Consider the following 24,491-nt stretch of genomic DNA (forward strand, 5'->3'; position numbering starts at 1 on the left):
TTAACTGGGTGTCCACCAAAATGTAGCAAGTTCAGCCAGATAGGAAAACTATTAAACCTATTGTAATTATTGATTAACAAACTCCTTTAACTCGTGATAGGAGAGCGCCCCGGCATAGCGTTTTAATTCCTCTCCGTCTTTTACAAGAAGCAGAGTTGGCAGACCTTTTACATTATATTCGTCAGCTAACTTTTTATGCTTCACGGTATCAACTTTTACAATAGCACAGTTGATCTCGTTAGAGGCGGCCAGTTTTTTTAAAGGGGTATTCATCATAATGCAGGGGCCACACCATTCGGCCCAAAAGTCTATAAGTACCGGACCGGGACTTTTCATGGCTTGTTCTAGTTGTTGAGCATTCACCTCATTGACTCTGTTTGAATCTATTTGCTCGTTGGCCTGACTAGCTTTGCCGGTGAATAAGCGTTTTAGGGATACCACCGGCCATCGTATAACGGCAAGCAGATTGCTGAACAGTAACGTAATTATTAAGAGCAGGTAGCCGCCCATCCGTAAGGGTAGAAGATGGTACCGGGATTTACTTTCTTCAAGCCAATTTTCCAATCGGTTAAGGTGCGCTATAAGTTCGTTTGAATTCATGCAAGGGATTGTTAAAGCGGGTATTTATCAGGTGCTGAAAATAGCAGTTAGAATGATAATCGTATTAATGTTTGCAAGGGTAATCATATTTGAGATTTCGGGCAAGAAAAAACAGGGCTTTCTGACAATCGGCCGTAGTTGGTTGGGGCTATGTAACCTTTTTTTGTCTGGCTCGGCAGCAATAGGGCATCAATCTTGTTCAATAAGTTCAACCCCGCATCCCGGGCAGTACTTGGGATGGTCAAGCCCAATATAGAGTTTGCCAAGATGTCCGTTGCACGAAGGACATCTCCAAAAGCTAGTTACCCCCCAAATGGATAGTCCGATTGTGGCAAGCACCAGCGCCAACCCGGGCACCAATCCCACCATGTTCATTTCCAACAGATACACGATCCCAAACATCAGCAGAGCGCTGACAACAACCACCACATAAAGTTTTTTCCTGTTTGCTATAAATTCCTGTTGTATGCTATTCATGATCCTGTAGATTTAATAGTTGGATATAATAACTTTGCAACTTTGATGTGTATTTTCACAAGTAGTCACTGAATAATAGATAATTATAGAAGAAAGAAGAAGCCAGATAAATTGATCGGAATGGGTGGTGATTACAGATCTCGCTCTAAGTAGACAGTTTGGTATGTTCTTATTGGTAGCATTCTATGCCTATTGGACTTCTGTTCCAATTTTAAACCGATATTTTCTATTACTGTTGTTGATCACTTATATTTTTGATCAGCCAGGTAAGTAGTGTATCTCTTTTGGAATCAATATATATTTTGGGGGAGGTTGCCCGGCGGGCTATTAGGTCGACATTTCTTTTTTGCACCGTATCTAAAAATGCTTTAGCTGCTTTCTTTGACTTAAATGCTGCCCGTTTTCGAAACTTATAATCGAGTCTGTATTTAAAAGCGATCTCTGAAAAAACAAAGTCTATAGACAAATTACGATCGACCTCAATTCTGTCCGATGCTAATACCATAGCATACCGCTGATCCATTGCACGATAGGTTGTCCAGGTACTTATAATATAAGTGCCTTCCTGTATTCCGCCTATGCGATAGAAGCCGGTGGAATCGGTTGTTGCTTTTAAAGAGTCCGGATTATCAAAAGGCAGGTTATATTTGTCTTTCAGAAAGACAGTAGCATCTGTTATGGGCCTGGCCGTTTCAAGGGATACAATATATCCACTTATGCTATGTTGAGCCGTCATCGATTGGGGAAAGACCAATAGACTGAATATGAGGAATAGTGATTTTTTCATCTGCTCTCAATAGTAGTTTACAAACCAGTCCTCTTTAAAAAGGAGTGTTGCTATTGTATTGTTGGCGGTATCGTAGTTTATTGTTTGATGCCTAAAAATTAAAACCAGTAGTAATCCTACCGTGACTAATAAAACCTGTCCCATTCTGGGAGAGCTGCATGCCATTTTCCTTTTTGAAGAGGGGAGGTAAAGTTGCCAGGTTTTAAGTTGACTAATCGGACGTTTGCCAATTTGCTTTTTCTCGAGAATCTGGAAAGAAATACATATCCAGTAGTATCGAAGCGTGGGTATAAACCATTAAAAGGGACCTTTGCAAAACCAGGCAGTCATCCTGAATGTAATGAAGGATCTCCCTTTCAACGGCAGCAGATGGATGCTGGAGATTCTTCGACAAGCTCAGAATGACGAAATCAAAGGTTTTGCAAAGCCCTCTAAAAAGTAGTTGAATTTTGTTAACCTTTCGTCAGTAAAACTTTTATCACCATATAAATAGCTACAATTCCAACGCTAATTGTCCCAACTTTTATACCACAAAGGACAACTTGTTCCAGCCGGGAACTACCAAAATTTCCAAAATTCCATTTTTACTTTTAGCCATTCTAAAAAGTTCTGTCCGGCAATCCATCCCAGTACGCCACAAATTGCTAAATATCCCCAAAAGTAGAAGTTATCGAAATGGATTACGATTGAACCAGGTACAAAAGTCCCACTTTTAGCTGCACCATAAAAGGAAACCATTTGAACAAGAACTGCGCCCAAAATTATTGCATAGACAGTATGTTTCACTCTTTGAATAAAAGTAGGAGGCGAAACAAGTTGACTCTCGTCGATTTCTATATTTGAATCACTCATGGGGTGTACCGTTGCCTTTATAGATGATAAGCGGCAGGCGCCAAGATGTTGCAATTGTTTACAGTTGAAAGAGTAACTATAAAATAGGAAGCGAGCAAGGAACAAGGGCCTGGAACCCAGATAGCAAGATTCGAGTTAAAGCGCTGGTTATATGGAAGGGCAAATTTTTTGTGATCAGCATAGTCTATTGTCCCAAGTTGGTCAGCAGAATAAACTTTTTTAGAGAATTCCTCTTTAACTGCCACCATTTGGGATTAGTTTCTACTTTTTGATAATACGCAGGTTCGCCACACCCAATTGCTAAAATTGCGATAAGGACAATAGATGTGTTGCGGAAGGGTGTCATTTTTGGAAAAGGTTTTTGTGTCTATTTCTACTTCTTTTAATGACCATGTCCGTCATCTTCAGTCATTAAGTTTTCGTAGGATTCCGTCAATAATCGACTTAGCCTTTTGTCCTGGCTGTCAATTTTCGATTTGAGATTTTTGTATAATTTCTTGTTGTAGTCGTTCTTTGGATGTGGTCCATCAAAAATGAACCGAAAGACAGTTCTTATTTGGCTGGCATCATACTGTGATAATACTGAACAAACGTCTTCTGTATCATTAAGTATCTTATGATGAAAGCCAAAAGCATTACTAATATTGTCAGCTTTCCACTTGCCATCAATATTGATAGCAATGTATTTCTTGTAATAAGCTGTGTCTGGTATCGACTTTAGGTCACTAAAATAACCGATCACATCACTAAATATCCCTTTGTCTAAGTAGTCCCGAGTTGTATTGTCTGTAGAATAAAGTGGAGCAGCACCTTTCTCGTTGTCAAAACCAAAAATTAACTGCATCCTATTAAAGGAATTGGGAAAAGCACAGAAAAACTTAAGTTTCCATTTCTGTCGGTTTGTTGAAGCTGGGTTTGTAGCTCTTTCCATGAATGCTTGTAAAGAATCTGACTGTTCTTTTGGCGATTTAAAATCAAGGGCGGGATATTCAAAGCTCTCTAACTGTTCTACTTCCTTGGTTTCATTGTGGGTTTTTAAAGACACAATTTTGGCTGATGGAATTTCTTTCTCGTCATGCTGATTTTTTGAATGGCCAGATTTTCTCGATTGGTCACAAGAAATTAAAACGATCAGTGTCGATATGATTAGTAGTCTGTTCATTATTCTAAATATGGATCAACATTGGTATAACGATCCTGTACGTAACCAGTGGGTGTATTTTTGTGAAAGTTGATTGCAGTTTACTATTTGGCACCCAGAAAAACAAAACAGGCAGGGAAGGGGAGTGCGTCCGCTTGAATGTACAGATTATAGGACGTTTTAAGTTTAAAGGTATCAATAGCCTTTCAGTTATCAATACTTTTCCAAACCATTGCTACTTTTCCTTTCGTATGCATGTCTTCAATATAGCTGATGGCTTCAGGTATTTCTTTATAGGGATAGGTCTTCTCAATATTAACGTTAATTTTACCCTCCTTGATCAAAGTTGCTAATGTCTCTAAATCAGCGGTGTTCGCTTCAGCGGTAAACAGGGCCAACGGGTAGTTGCTGAAAGCATTTTTTAAAAGAACCGAAACCATGTTACCCATCGTTGTGAAGCCTACCATAACCCCGCGCTGTCCCATACGTGCGTAGTCTTTATGGGTAAGATTTCCATGGGCATCAATAATGAGGTCGTATTCTTCATCATGTTGATGAATATTTTGTTTGTCATAGGCAATGACTTGGTCTGCACCCAGCGTTTTTACAAAATCAACACTTTTACTTGAACAGACACCCGTTACTTTCGCTCCATAGGCCTTCGCAATTTGAACCGTAAAATGACCGACCCCTCCTGATGAACCGTTAATCAAAACTGATTCTCCTTTGTTGAGGTTTCCATGGGTGGTGAGCGCTTGTAAGGCGGTCACCCCGGCTATGGGCACGGATGCCATTTCAGGAAAATCTATTCCTTGCGGCATGAGACCACAAACATTTGCTGGCACACAAATATATTCAGCAAAAGCCCCGCCTGTGGATGTCGTTCCAAATACACGGTCTCCAATGTTAAAATACTCTACATTATTCCCGACTTCTTCCACAATGCCGGCAAAGTCCGCTCCCGGGATTTTTTCTTTTGGCTGGAACAGCCCGAAAGAGAATCGAGCAAAAAAAGGTTTTCCCCTAAGAATATGCCAATCGGCAGGATTCGCTGAATTGGCAATAACATTAACCAGAATATGATCGTCTTTCAAAGTAGGCTTTTCTACTTCTTCCAATTGAAGAATTTCTGGCCCACCATATATATATTTTGTAAAAGCTTTCATTTTAACTTTTCCCTGGTTGAAGGATGAGAGTTTTTTTTGAGGAATGCAGTCTAAGCCCTGTAACGACCTTGCCCTTAGCCGGCGCACGGTCTCTTGTGAATGCAATTGCAGTTTACTATTTGGCAGTAAGAAAACAAAACGGGCAGGTTCACCGACGCTAAAGGCCTACTACGCTCCCCGTCGCTGAAGCTATGGAGCGTAAGAGACCTAAGTAGAAGCTACGTAGGCTGTACTTTGGTGAACAGGGAATCCGAGCATAATCACCCAAACCGGTTGCCAGATTCTCCCCGCAGAGGGGAACAGGTTTGGACCAAGGATTTATTGGACAAATACGATCCCAAGGCAGGTGAGGACTAGTTTGCCCCGTTCTATGTTTTCCTTTGTGAAGGGGGTAGGTGTACAATAAAGTTAGGAATTTAGTAGTTATGTGTATAGGTTAATAAAAAATACACATTGACTAAATCGGTACAATTATGCGAACGAATGTAGTGATTGATGACGACTTGATGGATGAAGCCTTGAGGGTGAGTCAATTAAAAACGAAAAAAGATGCTGTGGAAGAAGGCTTGAAATTGTTAGTCCAGCGTAAAAAGCAAGAAAATATCAAAAACTTGCGCGGGAAATTGCACTGGAAAGGTGATTTAGAGGATATGAGGAATGACGAGAAGTGATTTTAGTAGATACCAGTGTATGGGTCGATTATTTCAATGGCGTAGAAAATAAGCAAACCGAAAATCTTGACCGGATCCTTTCTGAACAGTCAATCCTTGTGGGAGATATTATTCTCACCGAAATTTTACAAGGTTTCGATAGTGACAAAGAGTTTAGATTAGCCAAACAAGCGCTTGATCCGCTAGATTGTGTTCATCTCGGAGGAAAACCGCTGGCTATAAAAGCAGCATCTAATTTTCGTTTTCTTCGGTCGAAAGGCGTAACTATTCGAAAAACTGTAGATATGCTCATCGGAAGTTGGTGCATCGAACACGAAGTGGAGTTGCTACATAACGATAAAGACTTCAATCAGATAGCAACGCAGTTACCGCTGCGAATTTACCGAGACTGATAACAACATTGTACATAAGTGCAGGCGCTTGAGTGTTGAAATTGTTTGCAAATGAAAGAGTAATTATAAGATGGAGGGGGGACAAGGCACCGCACCCGTGTGTACGCTGGATGCTGAAGCATCTCGCTAACCAAGAAGCTCCCTTAAGGAAGCTTAACGAATAGCAGGCGGTTTCAACCGCCCGGCATCAAGGCTGCCCAGAAGGCATGCAGTCCGAGCGTGATCCCCCAAACCGGTTGCCAGACCTGCCCCGTCCTACGGGGTCTGCTTGATAATTTCCGTTTTAAAGGGGGGGACAAAACTTACGATTCGATTACTTTTTCTGGATGTTTGGTTAATGCTGGAAATTCCCGAAGAAGTTTTTTGTCCGTGGTAATCAATTCGAGATCCAGATCCTTGGCTAAGCTAACAAATTCACAATCGTAGGATGAACAGGTCGATTGGCTGACATGCTGCAGAACTTGGACTGAATTCACCTGAAATTGTTGATCTTTCATTTGAAGTTCAGCCTTCTCCATAATCAGTAACGCTTCTGCTAAATCGATCAGCTCTTTTCGTAAATATAGCGTTACTACATTTCGAAATTCACTCCGCCAAAGAATAGGGGCGACCCATTGTGGATCTTTTTGATAGAGCTGGTCACAAAGTTCTGTTGAATCTGATGGAAGCCAAAAGTGAGCAAGGATATTAGTATCAACAACGATCATGGACGATCCTGATTAATGGCGGATTCAATTTCTTCGGAAGAAAGGCTCCCTTTTACTTTTTTACGTAATCGACGTGCTTCTTGCAAGATATCGTCAGTAGAAACCTGTTGAGGTTTGACGGTTTGTTCTAAACAGGCAATAATTTCACTGTTGATACTACGGTGATGAGCTTTGGCCTGCTTACGGACTCGATCGTAAATTTCTTCTGGAATGTTTTTTACGGTGATACTAGGCATAACAGATTAGTTTCGTTATGGTTTCTATATGAAACTAAAAAGGGAAGGGAATTATTGCAAGAAAAATGAAGGTACCTGTCGACTTGGGCATAAGGTGCGTACGGTCTCTTATGAATACAATTACAGTTTACTATTTGACAGCAAGAAAACAAAACGAGCATAGGCCTGCCCACCGAAATCTTGGCGCAGGTGGGCCGAGGCACGCCGTGCCCCGGCTATCAAGGTCCGAGTTGAAGCGGCTGGTTTATACCAATTCAATCAAGTGCTGGTAATATATATTTCGGGATCATTTGATTCGGAGGAGTGCTTTTTCCATACAGTTCATATGAATTATAATTCCCTCCGGTAAAAACTGTGATCATATTGTAGTCAGGCCAAATATTTATTTTTTGACCTCCATTACCCGATGCCATGTAGGAATTGTATTGTTTGCCATCTATAACAACATATTTGTGTTCCCATAAGTAGCCAAATTCGGAAGTGTATTCTTCAAATGTTTTCCGTACCCAGTTTTCAGGAAGAACTTGCTTACCTTGCCATTTTCCACCATTCATATACATCGTTGCGAGCTTAACAAGGTCTCGCGGTTGAAGGTACATTTGACTAAACGTTTGTCGGCTTGTGGAATCAGGGTCAAACCGCCAGTCGTAGTTGGTGATATTCATAGGCTTAAAGAGATGTTTATCAGCAAACTCTTCCAGGGGTTTGTCCGTTGCAAGCTCAACAAGCCGTCCCAAGGTTAATGCTGCTCCCGTGCAATAAGATGATACTTCTCCGGGCTGATGAACTACTGGAAGATCGAGCGTGTATTTTACCCAGTCGGCACTTTCCATCATTTGCTGCTCATTTCCCTCACTTTCCGGATTGTTGTTTTCACAATCCAGGCCATGACGATAAGTTAAAAAGTCCTGAATGGTAATGCTTCTTTTTCGCTGGCTCATATGATCAAAGCTCTTGTATTTATCCTTAAAATAAGGCAAGAGTTGATCCTGCTCGCTACCGATCGCAGCTGCTTCTATGGCCAAGCCTACAAGTGATCCGATGAATGCCTTTGTTGCTGAACGTAGTTGATGTTGAGTGTTTATGTCATATCCATAAAAATATTCTTCAAGTACCAAGGTGTTGTCTTTATAAATCAATATACTGTGAACATCGGGATAGTTACCTTTAATAGTTTGCTTAACCATTTCTTTGATACGTTCGGGGGTTTCAAAAGCATTATTGATATTCTCGACTTCTAAGCCATCGTTCGTTCTTTTGGGGATTTGATAGGTGTAGTCCTCAGGGTGATTAAACAACTCTTTACGAGGATACATCACCAATTTTTCAATATCGGTTGTAATCAGTTCAAACAACTGTCCATTAACCGTATAGCCATTGATATTGCCCTGATCGTTTCTCTGAAAAATAACTGGCGTATCATCAATATTAGTGAAGCTATCATCTTTTACATGATACAACGGATATTTAGCCTTGTCTATAACCGCATATAGCGTAGTATCCATTGGCGATGCCATGATTTTTAATGTTGATCCAGAGACGTATTCATATTTGCCTTCGTATTCTAATAGCTGTTGATACGGTATAGATGGATCCATTGAATTGTGAGCTTGTACTAAGCTCATTCCACAATAGGGGCAGGTACCGTTCTCTTTAAAATGTTCATTAGTTTCATGGGCTTGGCAATTGCAAGGAGGGCAATAATATGTTGACGTCTCCTGACCTTTTGCTGAGAAATTAACGAAAAGGACTAATGATAGAACAAAAATTATTTTTCCCATGGAATTGTATTTGCAAGCATTAATAATATTGGTTTAGAAAGTAGAAAGGTCTCCTAGCTGATATACTCTTTTTAAAGTAAATAGTTACAAAGTTTTCTCGCTACTCGATCTGCGGTTTCCCCCCGTCGCATGTTAAACCAGGCAGTCGATCCAGTCGAGCGCCATGTGGATTAGCAGCCCAAGACCGATTAAGTGTAGTACACGAGCGGTGGGATGCCAATCCTGACCGTCAGCTTTCCGCCTCATAATGAGAGGAAGAATGAACAGAAAGGCGTAGATCACGATGGCGGGGATGGTGTGCAACGGATGAAAACCGATGGAGCACCGAATGGAATCGTAGATCGGGTCAGCCAGCAAGTGGTCTGCATCCACAAGCATTGTTGCAATCATGATCACCGTCGCATTGCGCCAGCGGCTATGGAAGAACGTGAGTGCGACCAGCGGGGGCACTATAAAGTGCAGAGCGATATGAATCATGTCTGTAATGTATTGTGGAGGCGGTATAATGACATTGCACTTAACCGGCGTATGGGTTGGTGTGAATGCGATTGCAGTTTACTATTTGGCACCTAGAAAAACAAACCGGTAGGTACCTGAATTTTGCCATCGAAACCGGTTTCCAGACCTGCCCCGAAGAGCGGGGTATAGGTTTGAACCAAGGATTTATTGGAGTAATACGATGCTAAGGTAGGTGAGTCCGCCAGCCGGCGGATTGACATTTTCCTTTTTGAAGGGGGTATACAGCCAGACCGTAGTAGAAATAGTTAAAATTTGTTTAGGGACTAATAATCTTCGACCTTATCTAACAATTTTGGAACCCGATTTACGGCAAAATATCACATAGCAGCTTCGTCAATGATATCATAACCCATGAGCGATAATGTTCCTAAAGTCGATAATTTTTCGATATTCAGGAATTTTCTCGGCAAGCGTTGCTTCTTCAATTCGGGACAATCTGTGCAGTGCTTCGCCAATGATTTCGAACTCTCTTTCGATAGCACGCTGAAGCATGCGATCTTCCTGAAAATCTTTGAAGCTTTTGCCGCCAATAAAGTCTAAAATTTCCTGGCAGCAAAGGCTAATGTCAAGAAGCAGCTTTCTTGTTTTATGCGGCATACAGAAGTTCTTTGGAGCGTTCAACTTCTTTCTGAAAAATTGAATTCCTAAACTTTTTCAGATGATACAAGTCAACAGAACGCCCATAGATTTGCTCAAGTTCTTGCTTAAAATCAATGAATTGGTCAAACGCCCCCTTCAAATCCTTGACGATCAAATTTGACGATAAAATCAAGATCGCTGTCTTCAGAAAAATTATCAGTAGTGGCTGATCCAAAGAGATATAGCTCCTTCACATTATACTTTTTGTAAAGCTGTTGGAGCTGTTCAGTTTTAAGATCTATTTTTGTTGCCATAATTGTCGATTAATTACTTACTACAACAAACTTAACTAAAACTGATGCATTTTTCTATTGATCAAAAAAAATGAATTAAAGCATCGGTTGTATAACGACATTGCGCATAACCGACAGGTCCCGGAATGTCGAATTAATTTTAAAACGAAAGATTAACTAATAAATGGAAGGGGGTCAGTCTCAGATAAACGCCTGGACAAGATTCATCTCCTCTTACAAAAGCAATCTCGTACATCGGGGATGGGGAAATGGAAGTCAAAAGTAGTACGAAATTATCCAATAGCAGGTGTCCTAGCAACCGCTCAAATAAGACTAAAGGAGAAGTACGGAGTGAGTTGACCTTCTAATGCATAAACGCGTTGAAGTGCCTGGTTACGCCCACTGCTACTTGGGATCTTCTGGTAATAAACGTGCTCCATGAATTACACTGAGTATTTCTATTGTATCTTCTTTTAGTAAATAGATAATGCGATAGGGATGATGAAATACTTCTCGAATATCTTCTCGCTCATATTCTGGAACCTTGCGACCTTTTCGAGGGTGAGGTGGGAGATTTTCAGCTGCCTCAATTATTTGTCCTACTATGCGATAAGCATAAAGAGAAGAATCAGCAGCTATATACTCAAAAATTTGGTCAAGTTGTTTTTCGGCTTTCTCTGTCCAAATAATTCTCATTTAGCGGGCTGGTATTTCTTCTTGATGTCCTCGTGTGAAACAGTTCGGCCAGCCTTTGAATCTTCCAGTCCTTGCTCAATAGATTGACGTACATAAATTTTATACATCAAATCATCCCAATTGGCATCATCAGGAAGGTCGTCAAGCATATTTTCGATTTCTTTTTTTAATACTGCTTTTTCCATAACTGTAGGATTGAATTAAACTCTATCTGTAGTATCGTAACCATTACACAGAAAAACAACGATTAGCTGAATTGATAATTGCAAGCCTAGATAACGACCTTACGGCCCACTACGCGCCCCGTCGCTGAAGCTATGGTGCGTAAGAGACCGAAGTAGAAAGCTACGTAGGCTGTACTTTGGTGAACAGGTAATCTGTGCGTGATCACCGAAACCGGTTGCCAGACCTGCCCCGCAGAGCGGGGTATAGGTTTGAACCAAGGATTTATTGGAGTAATACGATGCTAAGGTAGGTGAGGACTAGCTGCTTGACATTTTCCTTTTTGAAGGGATTAGGTAAACTTTATTTATTCTACCAAGTTCTATAAGGTATTTTGCTTTTATCTATCATTTGATGATTCGCAGTTGAATTAAAATGGCCTGATTTGAATAGTAAGCCCATTACAGAATGTTCAGCTAATTTCTTGTGTGGAGTTGGTCCAATATTAATTTTGTGAAAACTAAAATTATCATCTGAACTGGCTAATCTCATTTTATAGTATGGTATAATCATAGATTCTCCAGGTCTATAATCTACTTCTTCGTTATAATAGCTTACAGGTCTTGAAACAATTCTCCATTCTTTTTCTTCCCTGAAGGACGGATGTTTTAAAACTGGTGCTAATCTTATGAACTCAGATTTAAAATCATCCAAAAAATCCATCCAATCTGATATTTGATCATTTTGATATTTCGTCAGAAAGTGGTTGATCAATTCATCAATCAGTAGGAATTGTTTTTCTTCTTCATATATACAAGGTACAATTTCTAAGTTATAACTGTTTAGCAACCATTCTAAATCTGAATGATTAAACCCAATATTGTAACCGCCAGAGTCTGGGCAATAGGCTCTCCATTGACTTAATAGATCTCCGTTTTCTGAGAATGATGCAGCAAATATGTTTATATGCTTTGAGCCATCAGCAGAATTTTTCAATCCATTAATAAATTTGTCGTCTATAGATCTGAATTCAGTACCCAACCTCTTCTGTAGAAGGTAATAAGCATGCCTAAACTCTGTGGAATCATTTAGATATTGAATTTTAGATGCCCAAATTTCTTTGTTAAGAACAATTCCGATTAATCCTTTTTGAGATGTATAGTGATAAATTGGGGTTTTAGGGGTTTTATCAAAATGTTCAAAAATTTTTTCCACTTCGAATAGATTTTAAGTTTACCTAACGGCCCGGCAAATAAGCGGCGTGGTGATTAGTTATTCAATTTAAAACACAGAATTATAACAGCAATGGCAGAGAAAGTAACCTAAGTTTGTACCACGTCCGCTTAATTTGCTTGTTATGCACAACACTGTGAAGATGTAAGTGAAACTATTTTAGATACATTAATATATACCAAGTTCTCTTTCTTCATCCCTTTTGTTTTCCTGAACTATTGCTTTATCAAGCCAATCTATCCTGTCTTTTGACCATTTTCTCACTTCTGATATTTGGTGAGTTGTAAGCGATTCTAAAACATTCTTCTGAATTTTATAATAGCTGACAACGCTACCAGTCCAAGAAAATGAGCTGAAGTTTGATCCGATTTCAGCTAAAACTTTTTTGTTTGTTCCAAAGTTGTCTATCAAATAGAGAGCCCAATCACTTAATGTAATTTTCTTGTTCTCTTCCTTATAAACAGGAATGATACTAGCTAAGAATATTGGCGCTGAATCAGGGTTCTTGTTGCACCATTCAATTAACTTCTCTTTTGGGATTTCCTCCTCAAGAATACTTTTCTCATTTTCCAATCCCTTACCTCTACCAAATCCAACAGCATCAATTCCAATAACTCTTCTAATGTTTAAATACTCTACACCCTCTACATTCAATAAGTAATCACTAAGTTTTGGCCAAATAACTTCATGATATCGATTTAATAAGACTCTGAATACTTTAGTTAAATAATGGTCTAATGATAAATATGTATCCGTATCCGAACATATGTCAATTATAGTATTGTATACATAATCAGGAAATTCTTTATTGATATTCTTATTAAGAAGCTTTGTTACCAATTCTGACCATGTATGACCATCGGCACCATCTATTCTGCTTTCTGATGGTTTGGGATTATAGGTTAGAAAGAAATTTAAAATAAAGTTCTGCAAGGATTGAAGTTTTTCTTCGTCATTAAATACTTGCATATATAGTATTTTCAATGCAAGCGATGATTCCTTCTCACCTAGGCTAGCAATTGAATTTAAGAACCACTTTAAGTCGCTCATACTTAACGACTCTAGTTTTCGCCCATAAGAAAATCTGTGCAAATCTTTTGTATCAATATGATATTGCTCTATCGCATTTATCATCATTTTTAAATGTTCAGTCTTGACTTCATCTAGAGCACAAATAAAGAAAACAAGTAGATCTCTTGCATTTTTATCATTAATGATTTTTTGAATAGAATAGGAAGCCTTTTTATTATTTTTAGCACTAATATATCCTGCTAAAAATAATGGATTAGGATTATCTACTTTTCCTAATTTTTCTACACATACATCAATAAATTTTAGGTCAAAATTAACCAGTTCCCCAATCTTATTTCCAAACTGAAACCCATATCGTTGTTCTCCAGCTAAGAGGTCAGGTAAAAGCGATACGATCTCGATATTTTCCTCAATAATTTCTTTGCCAAGGTCTTTTACTCTTTCTAATGTCAAATCAACATAATTACCATCTTCTTCTTTTTCGTGATCGTGTACTGGTGTGCTTACGTAAAATTGGATTTTATCTTTAAAATCAGTTGGCTCAATAACCCTTATTAGACTATCAAGCTTACTCAATTTATTTTCATTCAGTTCTTCCTGGTCATAGCGTTTAACATCTAATAGTGCCTGAAAAACATCTGTCCAAATATTATCCGATAAATTATTTAACTTTTTTATTGTGTGGTACAACTTTTCTACAATCCTATCATTAACGTTAAATAACGATCTAGTATGAATTGCAACTTCACTTTTAACGATTTCAATAAAATCATTGTCTTCTTTTGATATTCTGACTAATAGATCTAAACAACTTTCCCAATATTCAAAGCTCTCTTCAATTTTTTCTTTGGTACCGGGATACCACTCTTGAGAGGTTCTATCAACAATTGGCCCAACTGACCTAACCTGCCCCGTAAAATTCCTTGTTTGTAAAGCTGCACCAAGGGAATTGATGACTAACTCAGTGTAACGTTTTGAGTTTTTTTCTAAAGCCTTTTCTAAAATACTTAATCTAGATAGTGGCGGAAGTTTTGTACCTGAGAGTGCAACTTTAAATATTTGTTTAAATACACCTTTAGCATTATTTGAATAAGGTTCATTTTCCGCAACAGCTAAATTCATGAGTAATTCAGCAGACTCAAAAAAAGATATCTCATAAAAAATCAAGTCACTTAATGCCCAAACTAGATTTCTCCGTACATCGCCTTTGATTTCTTCATAATCAGCAATTTTTAAATTTGATAAAGCTCGATATAAAGATTTTGATGTTGCTTCAGGGTTCACATTTACTAATTCGCGAAAGAGCCGTGAACCCTGTACACTAGTCAGAACTTTCGCTTTTCCAAAAGGGGCATCATCCTCACATAATTCACTGACTCTTTCTTTTGCTTTATCTACAAAATGAAGCTTTGAAAGTTGTCCACAAATTGATTCGCCCAAGCCATTTGTAGTAACTTCACTAATAATCTCTGTTATTTTATCAGGTGGTGTTGATTCCCACCACTCTGCAGCCAAACTAATTGCCAAGGGCAAAGGACGGACTCGTATATAATCACCTCTTGTTTCTATAATTCCTCTTTTCCTAAACTTTTCACACTCTTCATAAAATAATTCATAAGTGATCCTATCACCGCATACATGATTTGCTACATATTTTGCTTGCTCAGATTTATCTTCAGTAAATCCAATATACTCGAAAATTGAACAGGCCCTCAAAACTTCATATTTGATTTGGTTTTCTGAGACCTCACGCCCATATATTAACCTTTCTTTAATCATATCATCATTTAAAGTCCCAACCCGAATATCATCTGCAATTCTAGATTCAGCTATAAGAACTGCAATTTGAGGGAACCCTTGGGCAAATTTTGCAATTCTGTCAAGCTCAAAATCCCGAAGTGAGGTTTGAAATCTATTTTTGAGTATCTGCTTGACGATATCCTGTAGGTCAGATGGTTCGAGCTTAATAATATCAGCGTTTGAAATCTGATCAAACTCATAATCAATTGTTAATACTGATAACTTAGAATCCGGGGAATTGACAATTTGAGATATCTCTCTATGAATATGAGATGGGCATTCGTCTACTATGATGAAAGCGGCTTGTTTATTAATTAAGAGTTGATTAATAAAATCAATGATCTGTCCTTCTTTATCTTTTCTGCACTTTATATAGCAAGATATTGATCTAAATTGTTTGAGTTCATCTTCATCAGTTCCCAGATTTAAACACTCAATTGCAATGCGAGTTTTTCCTAAACCTGATAAACCTACTAATCTTAGAATATTTTTTTGATTTCTAATAGTATCATGAATCTTGTTAATTATAAGGTTTGTCTTGGAATTCGATACAAATTCAGGTTGTCCATGAGTTATGTCAGTAAATTGATTGAAAATTTTTAATCCAACAGGGCTAATAAGCTGATTGCATTTTAATACATATGATATCGCAGAAGGATAATTATTGACCCAATCTGAAATCTCAGAAGCATTCATTATTTCTATTTCTGGTGTTTTATCATAATTAGCAGAAACAGAATCCAAATCGTCAAAGAATGCTTCTTTTTGTTTACTTCTTTGGTGATCATGAGTACAAAAAAGTATGTAAGTACCACCATCTTTAAACAAAGTATCTACCTCTTCCACGACTTCATTTCCTTCTGTGTTAAGAATTTCTCCTCTGCATTTACTAGGAGGCATATTTGTAGCTTTACATTGAAATAGTACGTTGTTTGATGGTAAATAATCTGTGTGTTCACACTTACTTTTATCCCATTTTATACTAACATCCTTTCCTCCATCTGAAGCTTTTATATTCAAAGAACCATTTGCACTTCCCAGCCTAATTCCAAACGAGATAGCCTCTGCACGAAGCAATTTTTTACAAAGAATGGTTAATTGTTTTTCATCCAGTTTTTTGATGTGCTCATTATCAATTCTTAACATCTTGACGCCTTTTTATAAATTAATTAAGGTCTGCTTACACGCTATTTCTTCGTTCCTCATCTTGGTCTATAACAGAGCTTACTTTTTGAATTTTACCAATATAATCTTCTGGGAGAGAATGTTCTCTTGCACCTTCTAGTACAAGAGTTTTGTACCAATGGTAGAGGGATAAAGAATTATCTGTATGAGATTTAGAGGCTATGTATGTAAAAGTATCAATTGGTTTTTCCCCGACATATACTGTAATCTCTTCCTCATTATATCCAAAACCGAGACCTTCTGCTCGGTCGAGACGATATTTCTCATTCTCATCAATTTCAAAAATAACGCCATGCACTACTGACCCTGCATTTGGAATTATACTGCATTTACCTGAACCATCTTTGCTTTTCTTATTAAATGTGAGTGAATAATCAGGAAGTAATGCATTATTAAGTTTTGAAGCGGAAGGCACTCGTTTTTTTAACCGACTGGTTAGCAAGTTGGACCCATAGGCAAAGTATAACATATCTAAAATTGTTTATTGTGCATAACTATGATTATCGCAATCAGGTAATTGTATAACAATATTATTGTTCAGTGATATAAGTTGTATAAAAGGCTGCTAAGGGCAAAATAGAATATTATAGCGCATATTATGCTGCAGAAGTGTGCTATAATATGTTGACATAACATTCTTGGCAGTAGCTTACTTCACCTCTTGCGGGCGGCCGGCGCCGAGGCCGAAGATCAGCTTGGCAACCAGGATCACAAACAGGAAGAGCAGCGGCACAAACCAGGCGTGGGTGAGGTCGTGGAGGGCACCAAAAAGGGTCGGTCCCACAGCGGCCAGCAGGTAGCCGATAGACTGAGCCATCCCGGAAAGTTCGGTGGCGGTTTCGCTGTCGTGGGCACGCAGTACAATAAACAGCAGGGCCAGTCCAAAGCTGCCGCCCAGCGCCAGGCCGATGAGGGAGGCCCATAATCCAACTAAAAAGGCATTGGGCAGCATCAGTCCCACCAGGCTTACGGCTTCGCAGATCATCAGTATCCAGACCAGTATGCGCTGGTCGCTGATCTTCTCAGCCCAGACGGGAATCAAGATGGTGCCTACCACGCCCATCCCTTGGGAGAGCGAGAGCATCCAGCCGGCAGTGCTGGCATCGAGGCCGCGGTCTTGCAGGATCTCGGGCAGCCACGCCAAAATCACATAAAAAGCCAGTGATTGCAGTCCCATAAACAGGGCTACCTGCCAGGCTATCTTAGAGCCGCCCAGGTCCTTCATCGCCTTTATAAAACTGCGGTCTTGGCTGGGCAGGGTCAGGTTTTTAAGCTGGGGCAGCCAGATCACAAAAGCCAATATCGAAAGCGCTGCCCATCCCCCCAGCGACCATCGCCAGCCCAATCCCAAATCGTGGGCCAAGGGTACGCTAACGCCGGCAGCCAGGGTAGCGCCAAGGCCCAGCATGCTGGAATAAACGCTCGTCATAATGCCGGTGTGGTTGGGGAAGTCGCGCTTGACCAGGCTGGGCAGCAGCACGTTGCCAAAAGCGATGGCAATACCCAACAGCAGGGTTCCGCCGAAAAGGGCCAGGTTGCCGGGCACAACTCGCAGTAATATCCCGCCGGAAAGCAAGCCCATTGCTAGGGCCAGGGTACCCTCAATGCCCAACCTGCGCGTAAAAAGGGGCGTCAGCGTGGAGAGCACGCCAAAGGCGATCAGGGGCAGGGTGGTCAGTAATCCCAAAAGGGTATTGGAAAGGCCGGTGGCCTCACGAATGGTCCCGATCAAGGGGCCTACGCCAGCCAGGGCGGGACGCAGGTTTACGGCAATCAGAACAATGCCGGCAATAAGCAGGATGTTTTTGGCAGTCGAATTTTGTTCAAAGGGTGATGAGGCGGCCATCTAAAAATACGTAGCTGTTAAACGGTGATAAATTGCATGAAAAAGCGAGCCAAAGATACAAAAGAAAAGGCGGGAATCATGACGATAAGCGGGAGTGACCTCTTGGTGGTGGATCACTCCCGGTCTGTTGAAAGTTGGGTTATTCAAAAACGAGGTATTGCAATATCCGTTCCTGGGGACGCAATTTATGGGAGTGTTCCTCTTCGATGGTGTGGTATGAGCTGAAAACTACTTTTCCACTTCCTACTCCGAAGGTTGCTGTCAGTGGCTTTACACCTGAACCGTCGCTCCATTCTACCGGTCCTTTAACCCAAATGTTGGCATTTGAAGACTCGTGTTTGCCGTTGAGTACAACCCATATCGGCATAAAACCTTTGATCGTCAGCGGTTGTCCCTCTTCCAGGCAGGGGCCGTTGGCGCATTCAACATTTTGTAGCCACGTTTTCATGTTGGCATCCAGCAGCTCGGCGGGTACTTCAATATCGGCCGTACCTTTGGAAGCAACCCCCAGTATTTCTGCTTCATCGGCCGGGGTGTCGGGAGAACCCAGAAAGTCGAGGTAGGAGGGGAAGACCTGTTCCACGTAGTTGTAGGCCAGGTCGGTGGCATACAACATACCGCCCTGTTCTACATAGTTACGGATGGTCGAAATTTGTGCTTTGCTTAGCTGGGGATTGCTCGATTGAGCAGATTGGGCGTGTTTGTGGCGGTGTGACTTATATTGTTGAATATATTCATCGGAGACTCCACAGTTAAGAAAAACGATATCGTAGTTGTGGATGTCGGCCTGGCCGTTGCCGTCCCCATCTTCAAAGAGTTTACCCATCAGGGGATAGTCGCCGCCAAGGGAAGATGGGCTGTGGTACAGGTCAAACGTTTCGGTGCCCCGTTTTAGCTTGCCATAGTTGGCGTGATTTTCATCAGTATAGACTTCGCCGAAGCCTACCTTGGCCAGTACATCCTGCATGCGGTCGAAGGTAGAGGCCACTACAGCGATATCAATATCGTCGGTGGATATGTTGATGGTGCCGGCCTCAGAGGTATCGCCTGAGCCCAGATCCACAGTTTGGGTGAAGTAAAATTGGCCTTTGAAAATTTTCAGCTCCACTTCACTTTTTGAGGGATCGATATCGGCTTCGAACTCAAAGCGGCCGTCGGCCTTGGTACAGGTGTAAGCGGTATGTTCGACTTCGGGCTTTGGGCAGTCTTTATCTGTGGGGGAGGTTTGAATGGTTGTTGAGGGTACGGCTTTTTCTTTGCCGCTGGAGTCAGACATCGGTTTGCCGATATAAACGGTAGCTCCTTCGACGGGGGTACTGTTATCGGGGGCCTTAACCTGGCCAATAATAGTTTTTAGATTGCGGTCTGTCGGCCCTGAGCTGTTGCTGCAGGCACTGATAAACAGTAGCGTTACTGATGCAAAAATAATGATGGTACTTCTTCTCATAAATCTAATAATAGCTTGGTATTTAATGGGGTAATTATTTCTTTTGAGTAGCAGAAACTATGCAAAAAAGGAGAGCGCTACTATAGCGTTTCCTAATAATAATCATAGGTTTTGCTAATGTTTATATATCCATAACCGAAGACTGGGTTCCATACTTTTATCAGGATTTTTGGGTACCCTTAATCAACATACAGGCAGACGACTTACTATGAGACAAATTGTTAATACGGCAAACGGCAGTTATGATGTTCTGGAAGTTCAGGAATCTCCCGATCTTGTGCCCAAGGCTGATGAGCTGATAATAGAGGTAAAGGCTTCGGGGCTTAATTTTGCGGATATCCTGGCCCGTAAGGGACAGTACCCGGATGGACCGTCGAAGCCTTGCGTGATGGGCTATGAGGTATCGGGCACGGTGCGGGAGGTCGGCGACAGCATCCGCGAAGATTGGATTGGCAAAGAGGTAATCGCTACTTCTCGTTTTGGGGGACAGGCCGAGCAGGTGGCCGTGAAGCCCAACCAGGTGTTTGAGAAGCCGGAATCTCTTTCTTTTGTGGATGCGGCGGCGATCCCGGTAAACTACATTACGGCCTATCTGCTGATCGAGGTGATGGGTTCGCTGCAGTCTTATGAATCTATTTTGATCCACAATGTGGGCGGCGGCGTGGGGATTGCAGCCCTGGATATTGCCCAGCATATCGGGGCCACCACCTACGGTACGGCAAGTCGTCGCAAACACGACTTTTTGCGAGAGCGCGGACTGGATTATGCAATTGATTATCGCAATAAGGATTGGTTCGAAGAGCTTATGGCACTTACCGACGACAGGGGCGTAGAGCTCATTACGGATCCGTTGGGCGGTAAGGAGTGGAAGCGCAGCTATAAGGCACTTCGGGCGACCGGTCGGCTGGGGATGTTTGGGATTTCCACGGCCAGTGACAGTAGTTCGGGCGGTATCAAGGCGATGTGGAATATGCTAAAGACGGTAGTGCAGATGCCGTTTTATCATCCGTTACCGTTGCTTAATAAAAACAGAGGTGTTTTTGGCGTTAACCTGGGGCACCTGTGGCATGAACCGGAAAAGGCGAATGTCTGGGTTAATAAGCTGTTGGAAGGGGTAGAAGAGGGATGGCTGAGGCCCCATGTGGATACAACCTTTACTTTTGATGAGGTGGGCGATGCGCATCGCTATATCGAGGAGCGCAAGAATATCGGCAAGGTGATTTTAGTCCCTTAATTTAGCCGTTGAAGGGCAATTCCACTTTTTTGTTGCAATTCCAGTCATCTCTACTAAACACACCCCGACCTTCCGGGCAACCGCCGGAAGCCCACCCCAGAGGGGATTTCGTAGTGCCTGTTATTTGGTTAAGTAGCCTTTTCGCTGAGGCTATCAGCCCTAATACTATCCGGTGAAATACCAAATTTCAGCAGTTTTCTAAATTATATTCCGTAATAGCCCCCTCCACGGGAGAGGTGCTCGGCCGGCAGGCGGAGCGGGGTGGGTTGCAATGGCTATCGTAAAACCACAGAGATTATCTTTTCTTAGGCAGCTATTAACAACAGGAGAGTCTCCATAAACCAACCGGCTGACCCCGCTGTGTTCCACTCCGCTCGCAGTCTCCCTTTATGAGCTAGCGTAGTAGCTAAAGGATAACCTTCTACACACTAATAAATCGTTTCAGGGAGATTGCCACGTCGTACCGCTAACCCACGGCACTCCTCGCAATGACGAGCGTTGTTGTTTGAGTATTATGAGTATTAATAAAAGCAGTGTCATCCCGAGCGCAACGGAGTGAAGCCGAGGGATCTCCCTGAACAAGTTCGCGTAGTATCTAAAAAGATACTTTTCGATCTCGTTCGGATGCCTTGTTCAACGAAGCCTACCTGCGTTAGAAACTCCGGCAGATTAGCACTTTAGCATAGTTGAGCTCTGCGTCGGGACGAATTTGCCAGGAAGGGCAGGTTCATTTTTCAGTGACGATCCCCCGGTAGGCGCACCAGCAAAGCTGGAAACACCAAAAAAGGTACTGGGAGCATAGTATTGCCCCCCCCCCTGATTTTGAAATCGCCCATCTCTAAATGGTTTTCCCAAACGGCATTAGAATTGTGAACGAAGGTCAAAGTATGCGGGTGTGTATTTTGTACCGGTGATCTTCGGTGAAACGGTTTCTCCTTGTGAGAGGACCATCAAAATACGCGCATACTGCAGACCGGAGTTGATCCACAATTCTTAGTCTTGATTTTTTACGAGCCTTTTGGATCAAGCCAAAAGGTGGAAAAAGATGGTAGCATTGATCTTGTATGCTCCCGTTTTTTGATCGACCAAAAAACAGGATAAAAGTTACCGGCTGTGAATTCTGAACCCGGCTCCGAACATTCTGCGGGAGCATTTGATGGTCCTTTGAAACATCTGCTCGTTTAGAGGATGATACCATTTATCTGTTTATGAAGCACCAATCTCCAAAATTGAAAACCTTATAAAAGCAGTCATCCCGAGCGCAACGGAGTGAAGCCGAGGGATCTCCCTGAACAAGTTCGCGTAGTATCTAAAGGGGGCATATATCATAGAGCTATTTTCGAGAACGGAACACCTCCCGACCAATTCGAAACCCACGAATTGCCCACCCTCCTCGAGGAGGGATTCCTTTTCCGAGTTGTGTTGAAGGGCAAGAAAAAGTCCCCCTTCGGGCATTATCTGAATGAAAGGCGTTGGGTGTAATCAGAAGGGGGTAAGGGGGATGATACCATTTATCTGTTTATAAAGCACCAATCTCCCCAATTGAAAACCTTATAAAAGCAGTACCATCCCGAACGTAACGGAGTGAAGTCAAAGGATTCCTTGAATAGGTTTGCGAAGTGCACCGAAGTCATACCTACGCCAAGGGCTTCCCCCTAGCGTAGGTGTGCGTAGCATCTAAAAAGATACTTTTCGATCTCGTTCCGATGCTTTGCGTCGGAACGAATATATCCCGATACTGGTACAAGTTTGTCCGGGAAAGTTGATAGTATAGAACAGCAAATAGCCCATGAGTCATTTCGAACCGCCGAAAAGGGGGAGAGAAACTCATCCGTTTGTTGGGTAGCAGGACCAGAGAATTAAGTACTTTATTGAAAAGTGATATCCCCCCTTGGTTTTAAAAGCAGATCTCATCAGAACAAAAACAATTGAAATAGAGTCGCTGTTTGTTATTCCTTATTATAAGGCAACAGACCAGAAAAGAAACAGATCAATCAGATGGAAATTGTATATGTAGATATGGATAACGTCCTTGTGGATTTCCCCTGGGGCGTAGAGCAGCTCTCCGAAGAGCTCAAAAAAGAGTACGAGGGCGATCTTGATGAAATTCCCAACTTCTTTAGCGATCTGCCTCCCATTGATGGAGCCATTGAGGGCTTCCGGGCCTTAAGCAACCATTACGATACCTATATTCTATCTACAGCACCCTGGGGCAATCCCACGGCCTGGATCGACAAAGTCAAGTGGGTACAGCGGCACCTGCCCGAGGTCGGCTACAAACGGCTGATTCTAAGTCACAACAAGCATCTCAACAAAGGAGATTACCTGATCGACGATCGTACCGCCAACGGAGCAGAAGACTTCGAAGGCGAACATATCCAGTATGGCAAAGCCCCTTTTCACGATTGGGATGCGGTACTCAATTACCTGCTAGGCTAGCTGTAGCTATTTTTCTTCAGGGAGGTATTTCTTGGGAAGTGGATGGGCCTTATCTTCTTCGTGCCATATTAAAGAAACTACCTTCCACTGCCCATCCTTTTTCATCATCTGTATGCCATTGATGCCCCGGAGGATGGTATCACCATCGGGGGTTTGCAACTCCGCTTGGTAGGTACTGAACAGGTGCAAGATAGGACCGTACTGTTCCGTTTTGCGATGCAGTTCATATTCTTTGAAAGCAATAATTTTGCCTTCCTCACGCTGTCGGAGCATCGCTTTTTTATAATCAGCCGGTGTCAGTGTTACCGAGCTGGTATCTCCCACGCTGATTAATCTGCTGTTTTGGGTAAAGAGCGTTTCGAAAGCATCGTAGTCCGGGTCATTATCGGGACTAAATGAGATCGTGTTGTAAAGGTCATCGATCACTGCATCCGCAGAAGCATCCTGGGCTTTGAGTGGAGCGGTTATGAAAAATAGAATGAGTAGTATAAAGGTCGAAAAGGTCGTGTTCATAGGTTATCAATTTTCTGGGAGTGAATGACTCAAGTAGAAAGTAGCATTAATTCAATAATTATCAACGGGAAAAATATTCAAATAACTATTGCAGGGTTGCAAAGAGAGTAGCATGAGTGCAAGATTTAAGGCGGTATCCATTTCTGTTATATGGTCTTCGTTGCTTTTTAGGGGCTGATAATACCTTTGGCACAGTTATTTCAATAGTAAAAGAGAATGCCGGATCAATCCGAAAAACGATATCAAAGTGAAAGGAGGATTCGTTATGGAAAAAAATAATGATAGTGGTTTTCTAAGCCTTTATATCCTTATGTTCTTGGTTTTTTTCCAAGCCGTGAGTGGACTATACGGAGGTGGAGCATTAGTTTGGGATCCGTCGGGAGCTACCCTTCAGATGCCGTTGAATCTACTGGAATCTTCCCCCTTCAGTGATTATAGCATTCCCGGAGCAATTCTTCTTACAGTGCTCGGCATCTATCCCACAATAGTATTATATGGTCTCATCAAAAGATATCCCTGGGGTAGTTATGGTGCCCTTTTGTTAAGCGGGGCTCTTATAATTTGGATAGGGGTAGAAATTTTGATGATCGGTTATCACCCTAATCCACCTCTGCAACTGATTTACGGTTCGGTGGGGATAGCAATGTTGCTGTTTAGCATTGAATCTATCATTCAATTACCTGTGAATCCATTAAAAAAATAA

27 protein-coding genes are annotated in these 24,491 nt (G+C 41.6%); 6 read left to right on the plus strand and 21 right to left on the minus strand.

The genetic code is table 11. The features are described 5' to 3' along the window. Nucleotides 1-66: 66 nt before the first annotated feature. The 3 genes from G3569_RS15195 to G3569_RS15205 all read right to left on the minus strand — a co-directional run bounded on the left by G3569_RS15195 (nt 67) and on the right by G3569_RS15205 (nt 1,864). Entirely contained in the window at nt 67-600 is a 534-nt protein-coding gene (locus G3569_RS15195; protein ID WP_205720234.1) for a thioredoxin family protein, read from the minus strand. A gap of 189 nt (nt 601-789) precedes the next feature. Continuing rightward, nucleotides 790-1,077: a hypothetical protein gene (locus G3569_RS15200; protein WP_165270726.1), complete on the minus strand. Its 288-nt coding sequence runs from the start codon at nt 1,075-1,077 to the stop codon at nt 790-792. A gap of 229 nt (nt 1,078-1,306) precedes the next feature. Then, complete coding sequence (locus G3569_RS15205) at nt 1,307-1,864, minus strand: peptidase associated/transthyretin-like domain-containing protein (RefSeq protein WP_165270728.1); 558 nt, start codon at nt 1,862-1,864, stop codon at nt 1,307-1,309. A 310-nt stretch (nt 1,865-2,174) separates the two neighbouring features. Here G3569_RS15205 and G3569_RS18830 point away from each other — a divergent pair, with 310 nt between their 5' ends. Beyond that, the gene (locus tag G3569_RS18830; protein WP_276611358.1) at nt 2,175-2,306 is read left to right on the plus strand and encodes a hypothetical protein; all 132 of its coding nucleotides are present in this window, start codon (nt 2,175-2,177) and stop codon (nt 2,304-2,306) included. 116 nt (nt 2,307-2,422) lie between these two features. On the opposite strand, the gene G3569_RS15210 is transcribed toward G3569_RS18830, so the two are convergent. The 3 genes from G3569_RS15210 to G3569_RS15220 form a co-directional block, all read right to left on the minus strand. Beyond that, entirely contained in the window at nt 2,423-2,716 is a 294-nt protein-coding gene (locus G3569_RS15210; protein WP_165270730.1) for a hypothetical protein, read from the minus strand. A 382-nt stretch (nt 2,717-3,098) separates the two neighbouring features. Continuing rightward, nucleotides 3,099-3,878 (minus strand): hypothetical protein, encoded by a 780-nt coding sequence (locus G3569_RS15215; protein ID WP_165270732.1) that lies wholly within the window; start codon nt 3,876-3,878, stop codon nt 3,099-3,101. A 185-nt stretch (nt 3,879-4,063) separates the two neighbouring features. Then, on the minus strand, nt 4,064-5,023 hold the full coding sequence (locus G3569_RS15220; protein WP_165270734.1) for an NAD(P)-dependent alcohol dehydrogenase: 960 nt from the start codon (nt 5,021-5,023) through the stop codon (nt 4,064-4,066). A gap of 473 nt (nt 5,024-5,496) precedes the next feature. Between G3569_RS15220 and G3569_RS15225 the strand changes: the two genes are divergently transcribed. Further along, complete coding sequence (locus tag G3569_RS15225) at nt 5,497-5,694, plus strand: type II toxin-antitoxin system VapB family antitoxin (RefSeq protein WP_165270736.1); 198 nt, start codon at nt 5,497-5,499, stop codon at nt 5,692-5,694. Further along, nucleotides 5,691-6,086, plus strand: a complete 396-nt coding sequence (vapC, locus tag G3569_RS15230) for a type II toxin-antitoxin system VapC family toxin (protein WP_165270738.1) — start codon at nt 5,691-5,693, stop codon at nt 6,084-6,086. Before G3569_RS15225 ends, vapC begins: the two co-directional genes overlap by 4 nt. Nucleotides 6,087-6,388: 302 nt before the next feature. Here the strand turns inward: vapC and G3569_RS15235 are convergent, their stop codons facing one another. The 14 genes from G3569_RS15235 to G3569_RS15295 form a co-directional block, all read right to left on the minus strand. Then, nucleotides 6,389-6,793, minus strand: a complete 405-nt coding sequence (locus G3569_RS15235) for a type II toxin-antitoxin system VapC family toxin (RefSeq protein ID WP_165270740.1) — start codon at nt 6,791-6,793, stop codon at nt 6,389-6,391. Next, nucleotides 6,790-7,029, minus strand: a complete 240-nt coding sequence (locus G3569_RS15240) for a FitA-like ribbon-helix-helix domain-containing protein (RefSeq protein WP_165270742.1) — start codon at nt 7,027-7,029, stop codon at nt 6,790-6,792. Before G3569_RS15240 ends, G3569_RS15235 begins: the two co-directional genes overlap by 4 nt. A 120-nt stretch (nt 7,030-7,149) precedes the next feature. Beyond that, nucleotides 7,150-7,287, minus strand: coding sequence for a hypothetical protein (locus G3569_RS18440; protein ID WP_205720235.1), 138 nt, complete (start codon nt 7,285-7,287; stop codon nt 7,150-7,152). Beyond that, complete coding sequence (locus G3569_RS15245; RefSeq protein WP_205720236.1) at nt 7,284-8,627, minus strand: serine hydrolase domain-containing protein; 1,344 nt, start codon at nt 8,625-8,627, stop codon at nt 7,284-7,286. Before G3569_RS15245 ends, G3569_RS18440 begins: the two co-directional genes overlap by 4 nt. A gap of 315 nt (nt 8,628-8,942) precedes the next feature. Beyond that, nucleotides 8,943-9,287 (minus strand): DUF6122 family protein, encoded by a 345-nt coding sequence (locus tag G3569_RS15250; RefSeq protein ID WP_165270744.1) that lies wholly within the window; start codon nt 9,285-9,287, stop codon nt 8,943-8,945. A 384-nt stretch (nt 9,288-9,671) separates the two neighbouring features. Next, nucleotides 9,672-9,926 (minus strand): HepT-like ribonuclease domain-containing protein, encoded by a 255-nt coding sequence (locus G3569_RS15255; protein WP_165270746.1) that lies wholly within the window; start codon nt 9,924-9,926, stop codon nt 9,672-9,674. 125 nt (nt 9,927-10,051) lie between these two features. Beyond that, complete coding sequence (locus tag G3569_RS15260) at nt 10,052-10,222, minus strand: nucleotidyltransferase family protein (RefSeq protein WP_165270748.1); 171 nt, start codon at nt 10,220-10,222, stop codon at nt 10,052-10,054. Between the two features lie 384 nt (nt 10,223-10,606). Continuing rightward, nucleotides 10,607-10,897: a type II toxin-antitoxin system RelE/ParE family toxin gene (locus G3569_RS15265; RefSeq protein ID WP_165270750.1), complete on the minus strand. Its 291-nt coding sequence runs from the start codon at nt 10,895-10,897 to the stop codon at nt 10,607-10,609. Further along, nucleotides 10,894-11,082, minus strand: a complete 189-nt coding sequence (locus G3569_RS15270) for a hypothetical protein (RefSeq protein ID WP_165270752.1) — start codon at nt 11,080-11,082, stop codon at nt 10,894-10,896. Before G3569_RS15270 ends, G3569_RS15265 begins: the two co-directional genes overlap by 4 nt. A gap of 349 nt (nt 11,083-11,431) precedes the next feature. Then, complete coding sequence (locus G3569_RS15275) at nt 11,432-12,274, minus strand: DUF2971 domain-containing protein (RefSeq protein WP_165270754.1); 843 nt, start codon at nt 12,272-12,274, stop codon at nt 11,432-11,434. 186 nt (nt 12,275-12,460) lie between these two features. Continuing rightward, nucleotides 12,461-16,270, minus strand: a complete 3,810-nt coding sequence (locus G3569_RS15280) for a hypothetical protein (RefSeq protein ID WP_165270756.1) — start codon at nt 16,268-16,270, stop codon at nt 12,461-12,463. A 34-nt stretch (nt 16,271-16,304) separates the two neighbouring features. Further along, complete coding sequence (locus G3569_RS15285) at nt 16,305-16,778, minus strand: gamma-glutamylcyclotransferase family protein (protein ID WP_165270758.1); 474 nt, start codon at nt 16,776-16,778, stop codon at nt 16,305-16,307. Between the two features lie 180 nt (nt 16,779-16,958). Beyond that, a complete protein-coding gene (locus G3569_RS15290) occupies nt 16,959-18,155 on the minus strand; it encodes a CynX/NimT family MFS transporter (protein WP_165270760.1) in 1,197 nt (398 codons plus the stop codon). A gap of 139 nt (nt 18,156-18,294) precedes the next feature. Next, complete coding sequence (locus G3569_RS15295; RefSeq protein ID WP_165270762.1) at nt 18,295-19,602, minus strand: hypothetical protein; 1,308 nt, start codon at nt 19,600-19,602, stop codon at nt 18,295-18,297. 208 nt (nt 19,603-19,810) lie between these two features. On the opposite strand from G3569_RS15295, the gene G3569_RS15300 reads away from it, so the two are divergent. Both G3569_RS15300 and G3569_RS15305 read left to right on the plus strand, forming a co-directional pair. After that, complete coding sequence (locus G3569_RS15300; protein WP_165270764.1) at nt 19,811-20,836, plus strand: zinc-binding dehydrogenase; 1,026 nt, start codon at nt 19,811-19,813, stop codon at nt 20,834-20,836. A gap of 1,998 nt (nt 20,837-22,834) precedes the next feature. Then, nucleotides 22,835-23,275, plus strand: coding sequence for a 5' nucleotidase, NT5C type (locus tag G3569_RS15305; RefSeq protein ID WP_165270766.1), 441 nt, complete (start codon nt 22,835-22,837; stop codon nt 23,273-23,275). A 6-nt stretch (nt 23,276-23,281) separates the two neighbouring features. Here G3569_RS15305 and G3569_RS15310 read toward each other — a convergent pair whose 3' ends face one another. Continuing rightward, complete coding sequence (locus G3569_RS15310; RefSeq protein ID WP_165270768.1) at nt 23,282-23,788, minus strand: hypothetical protein; 507 nt, start codon at nt 23,786-23,788, stop codon at nt 23,282-23,284. 265 nt (nt 23,789-24,053) lie between these two features. Here G3569_RS15310 and G3569_RS15315 point away from each other — a divergent pair, with 265 nt between their 5' ends. After that, the gene (locus tag G3569_RS15315; RefSeq protein WP_165270770.1) at nt 24,054-24,491 is read left to right on the plus strand and encodes a hypothetical protein; all 438 of its coding nucleotides are present in this window, start codon (nt 24,054-24,056) and stop codon (nt 24,489-24,491) included.

The sequence above is a fragment of the Fodinibius halophilus genome (assembly GCF_011059105.1).
GTDB classification, from domain to species: Bacteria; Bacteroidota; Rhodothermia; order Balneolales; family Balneolaceae; genus Fodinibius; species Fodinibius halophilus.

Coding starts and splice junctions, on each gene's coding strand:
- G3569_RS15195 (WP_205720234.1), bottom strand. CDS start 600: ATGAATTCAAACGAACTTATAGCGCACCTTAACCGATTGGAAAATTGG.
- G3569_RS15200 (WP_165270726.1), bottom strand. CDS start 1,077: ATGAATAGCATACAACAGGAATTTATAGCAAACAGGAAAAAACTTTAT.
- G3569_RS15205 (WP_165270728.1), bottom strand. CDS start 1,864: ATGAAAAAATCACTATTCCTCATATTCAGTCTATTGGTCTTTCCCCAA.
- G3569_RS15210 (WP_165270730.1), bottom strand. CDS start 2,716: ATGAGTGATTCAAATATAGAAATCGACGAGAGTCAACTTGTTTCGCCT.
- G3569_RS15215 (WP_165270732.1), bottom strand. CDS start 3,878: ATGAACAGACTACTAATCATATCGACACTGATCGTTTTAATTTCTTGT.
- G3569_RS15220 (WP_165270734.1), bottom strand. CDS start 5,023: ATGAAAGCTTTTACAAAATATATATATGGTGGGCCAGAAATTCTTCAA.
- G3569_RS15225 (WP_165270736.1), top strand. CDS start 5,497: ATGCGAACGAATGTAGTGATTGATGACGACTTGATGGATGAAGCCTTG.
- G3569_RS15235 (WP_165270740.1), bottom strand. CDS start 6,793: ATGATCGTTGTTGATACTAATATCCTTGCTCACTTTTGGCTTCCATCA.
- G3569_RS15240 (WP_165270742.1), bottom strand. CDS start 7,029: ATGCCTAGTATCACCGTAAAAAACATTCCAGAAGAAATTTACGATCGA.
- G3569_RS15245 (WP_205720236.1), bottom strand. CDS start 8,627: ATGGATCCATCTATACCGTATCAACAGCTATTAGAATACGAAGGCAAA.
- G3569_RS15250 (WP_165270744.1), bottom strand. CDS start 9,287: ATGATTCATATCGCTCTGCACTTTATAGTGCCCCCGCTGGTCGCACTC.
- G3569_RS15255 (WP_165270746.1), bottom strand. CDS start 9,926: ATGCCGCATAAAACAAGAAAGCTGCTTCTTGACATTAGCCTTTGCTGC.
- G3569_RS15260 (WP_165270748.1), bottom strand. CDS start 10,222: ATGGCAACAAAAATAGATCTTAAAACTGAACAGCTCCAACAGCTTTAC.
- G3569_RS15265 (WP_165270750.1), bottom strand. CDS start 10,897: ATGAGAATTATTTGGACAGAGAAAGCCGAAAAACAACTTGACCAAATT.
- G3569_RS15270 (WP_165270752.1), bottom strand. CDS start 11,082: ATGGAAAAAGCAGTATTAAAAAAAGAAATCGAAAATATGCTTGACGAC.
- G3569_RS15280 (WP_165270756.1), bottom strand. CDS start 16,270: ATGTTAAGAATTGATAATGAGCACATCAAAAAACTGGATGAAAAACAA.
- G3569_RS15285 (WP_165270758.1), bottom strand. CDS start 16,778: ATGTTATACTTTGCCTATGGGTCCAACTTGCTAACCAGTCGGTTAAAA.
- G3569_RS15290 (WP_165270760.1), bottom strand. CDS start 18,155: ATGGCCGCCTCATCACCCTTTGAACAAAATTCGACTGCCAAAAACATC.
- G3569_RS15295 (WP_165270762.1), bottom strand. CDS start 19,602: ATGAGAAGAAGTACCATCATTATTTTTGCATCAGTAACGCTACTGTTT.
- G3569_RS15300 (WP_165270764.1), top strand. CDS start 19,811: ATGAGACAAATTGTTAATACGGCAAACGGCAGTTATGATGTTCTGGAA.
- G3569_RS15305 (WP_165270766.1), top strand. CDS start 22,835: ATGGAAATTGTATATGTAGATATGGATAACGTCCTTGTGGATTTCCCC.
- G3569_RS15310 (WP_165270768.1), bottom strand. CDS start 23,788: ATGAACACGACCTTTTCGACCTTTATACTACTCATTCTATTTTTCATA.
- G3569_RS15315 (WP_165270770.1), top strand. CDS start 24,054: ATGGAAAAAAATAATGATAGTGGTTTTCTAAGCCTTTATATCCTTATG.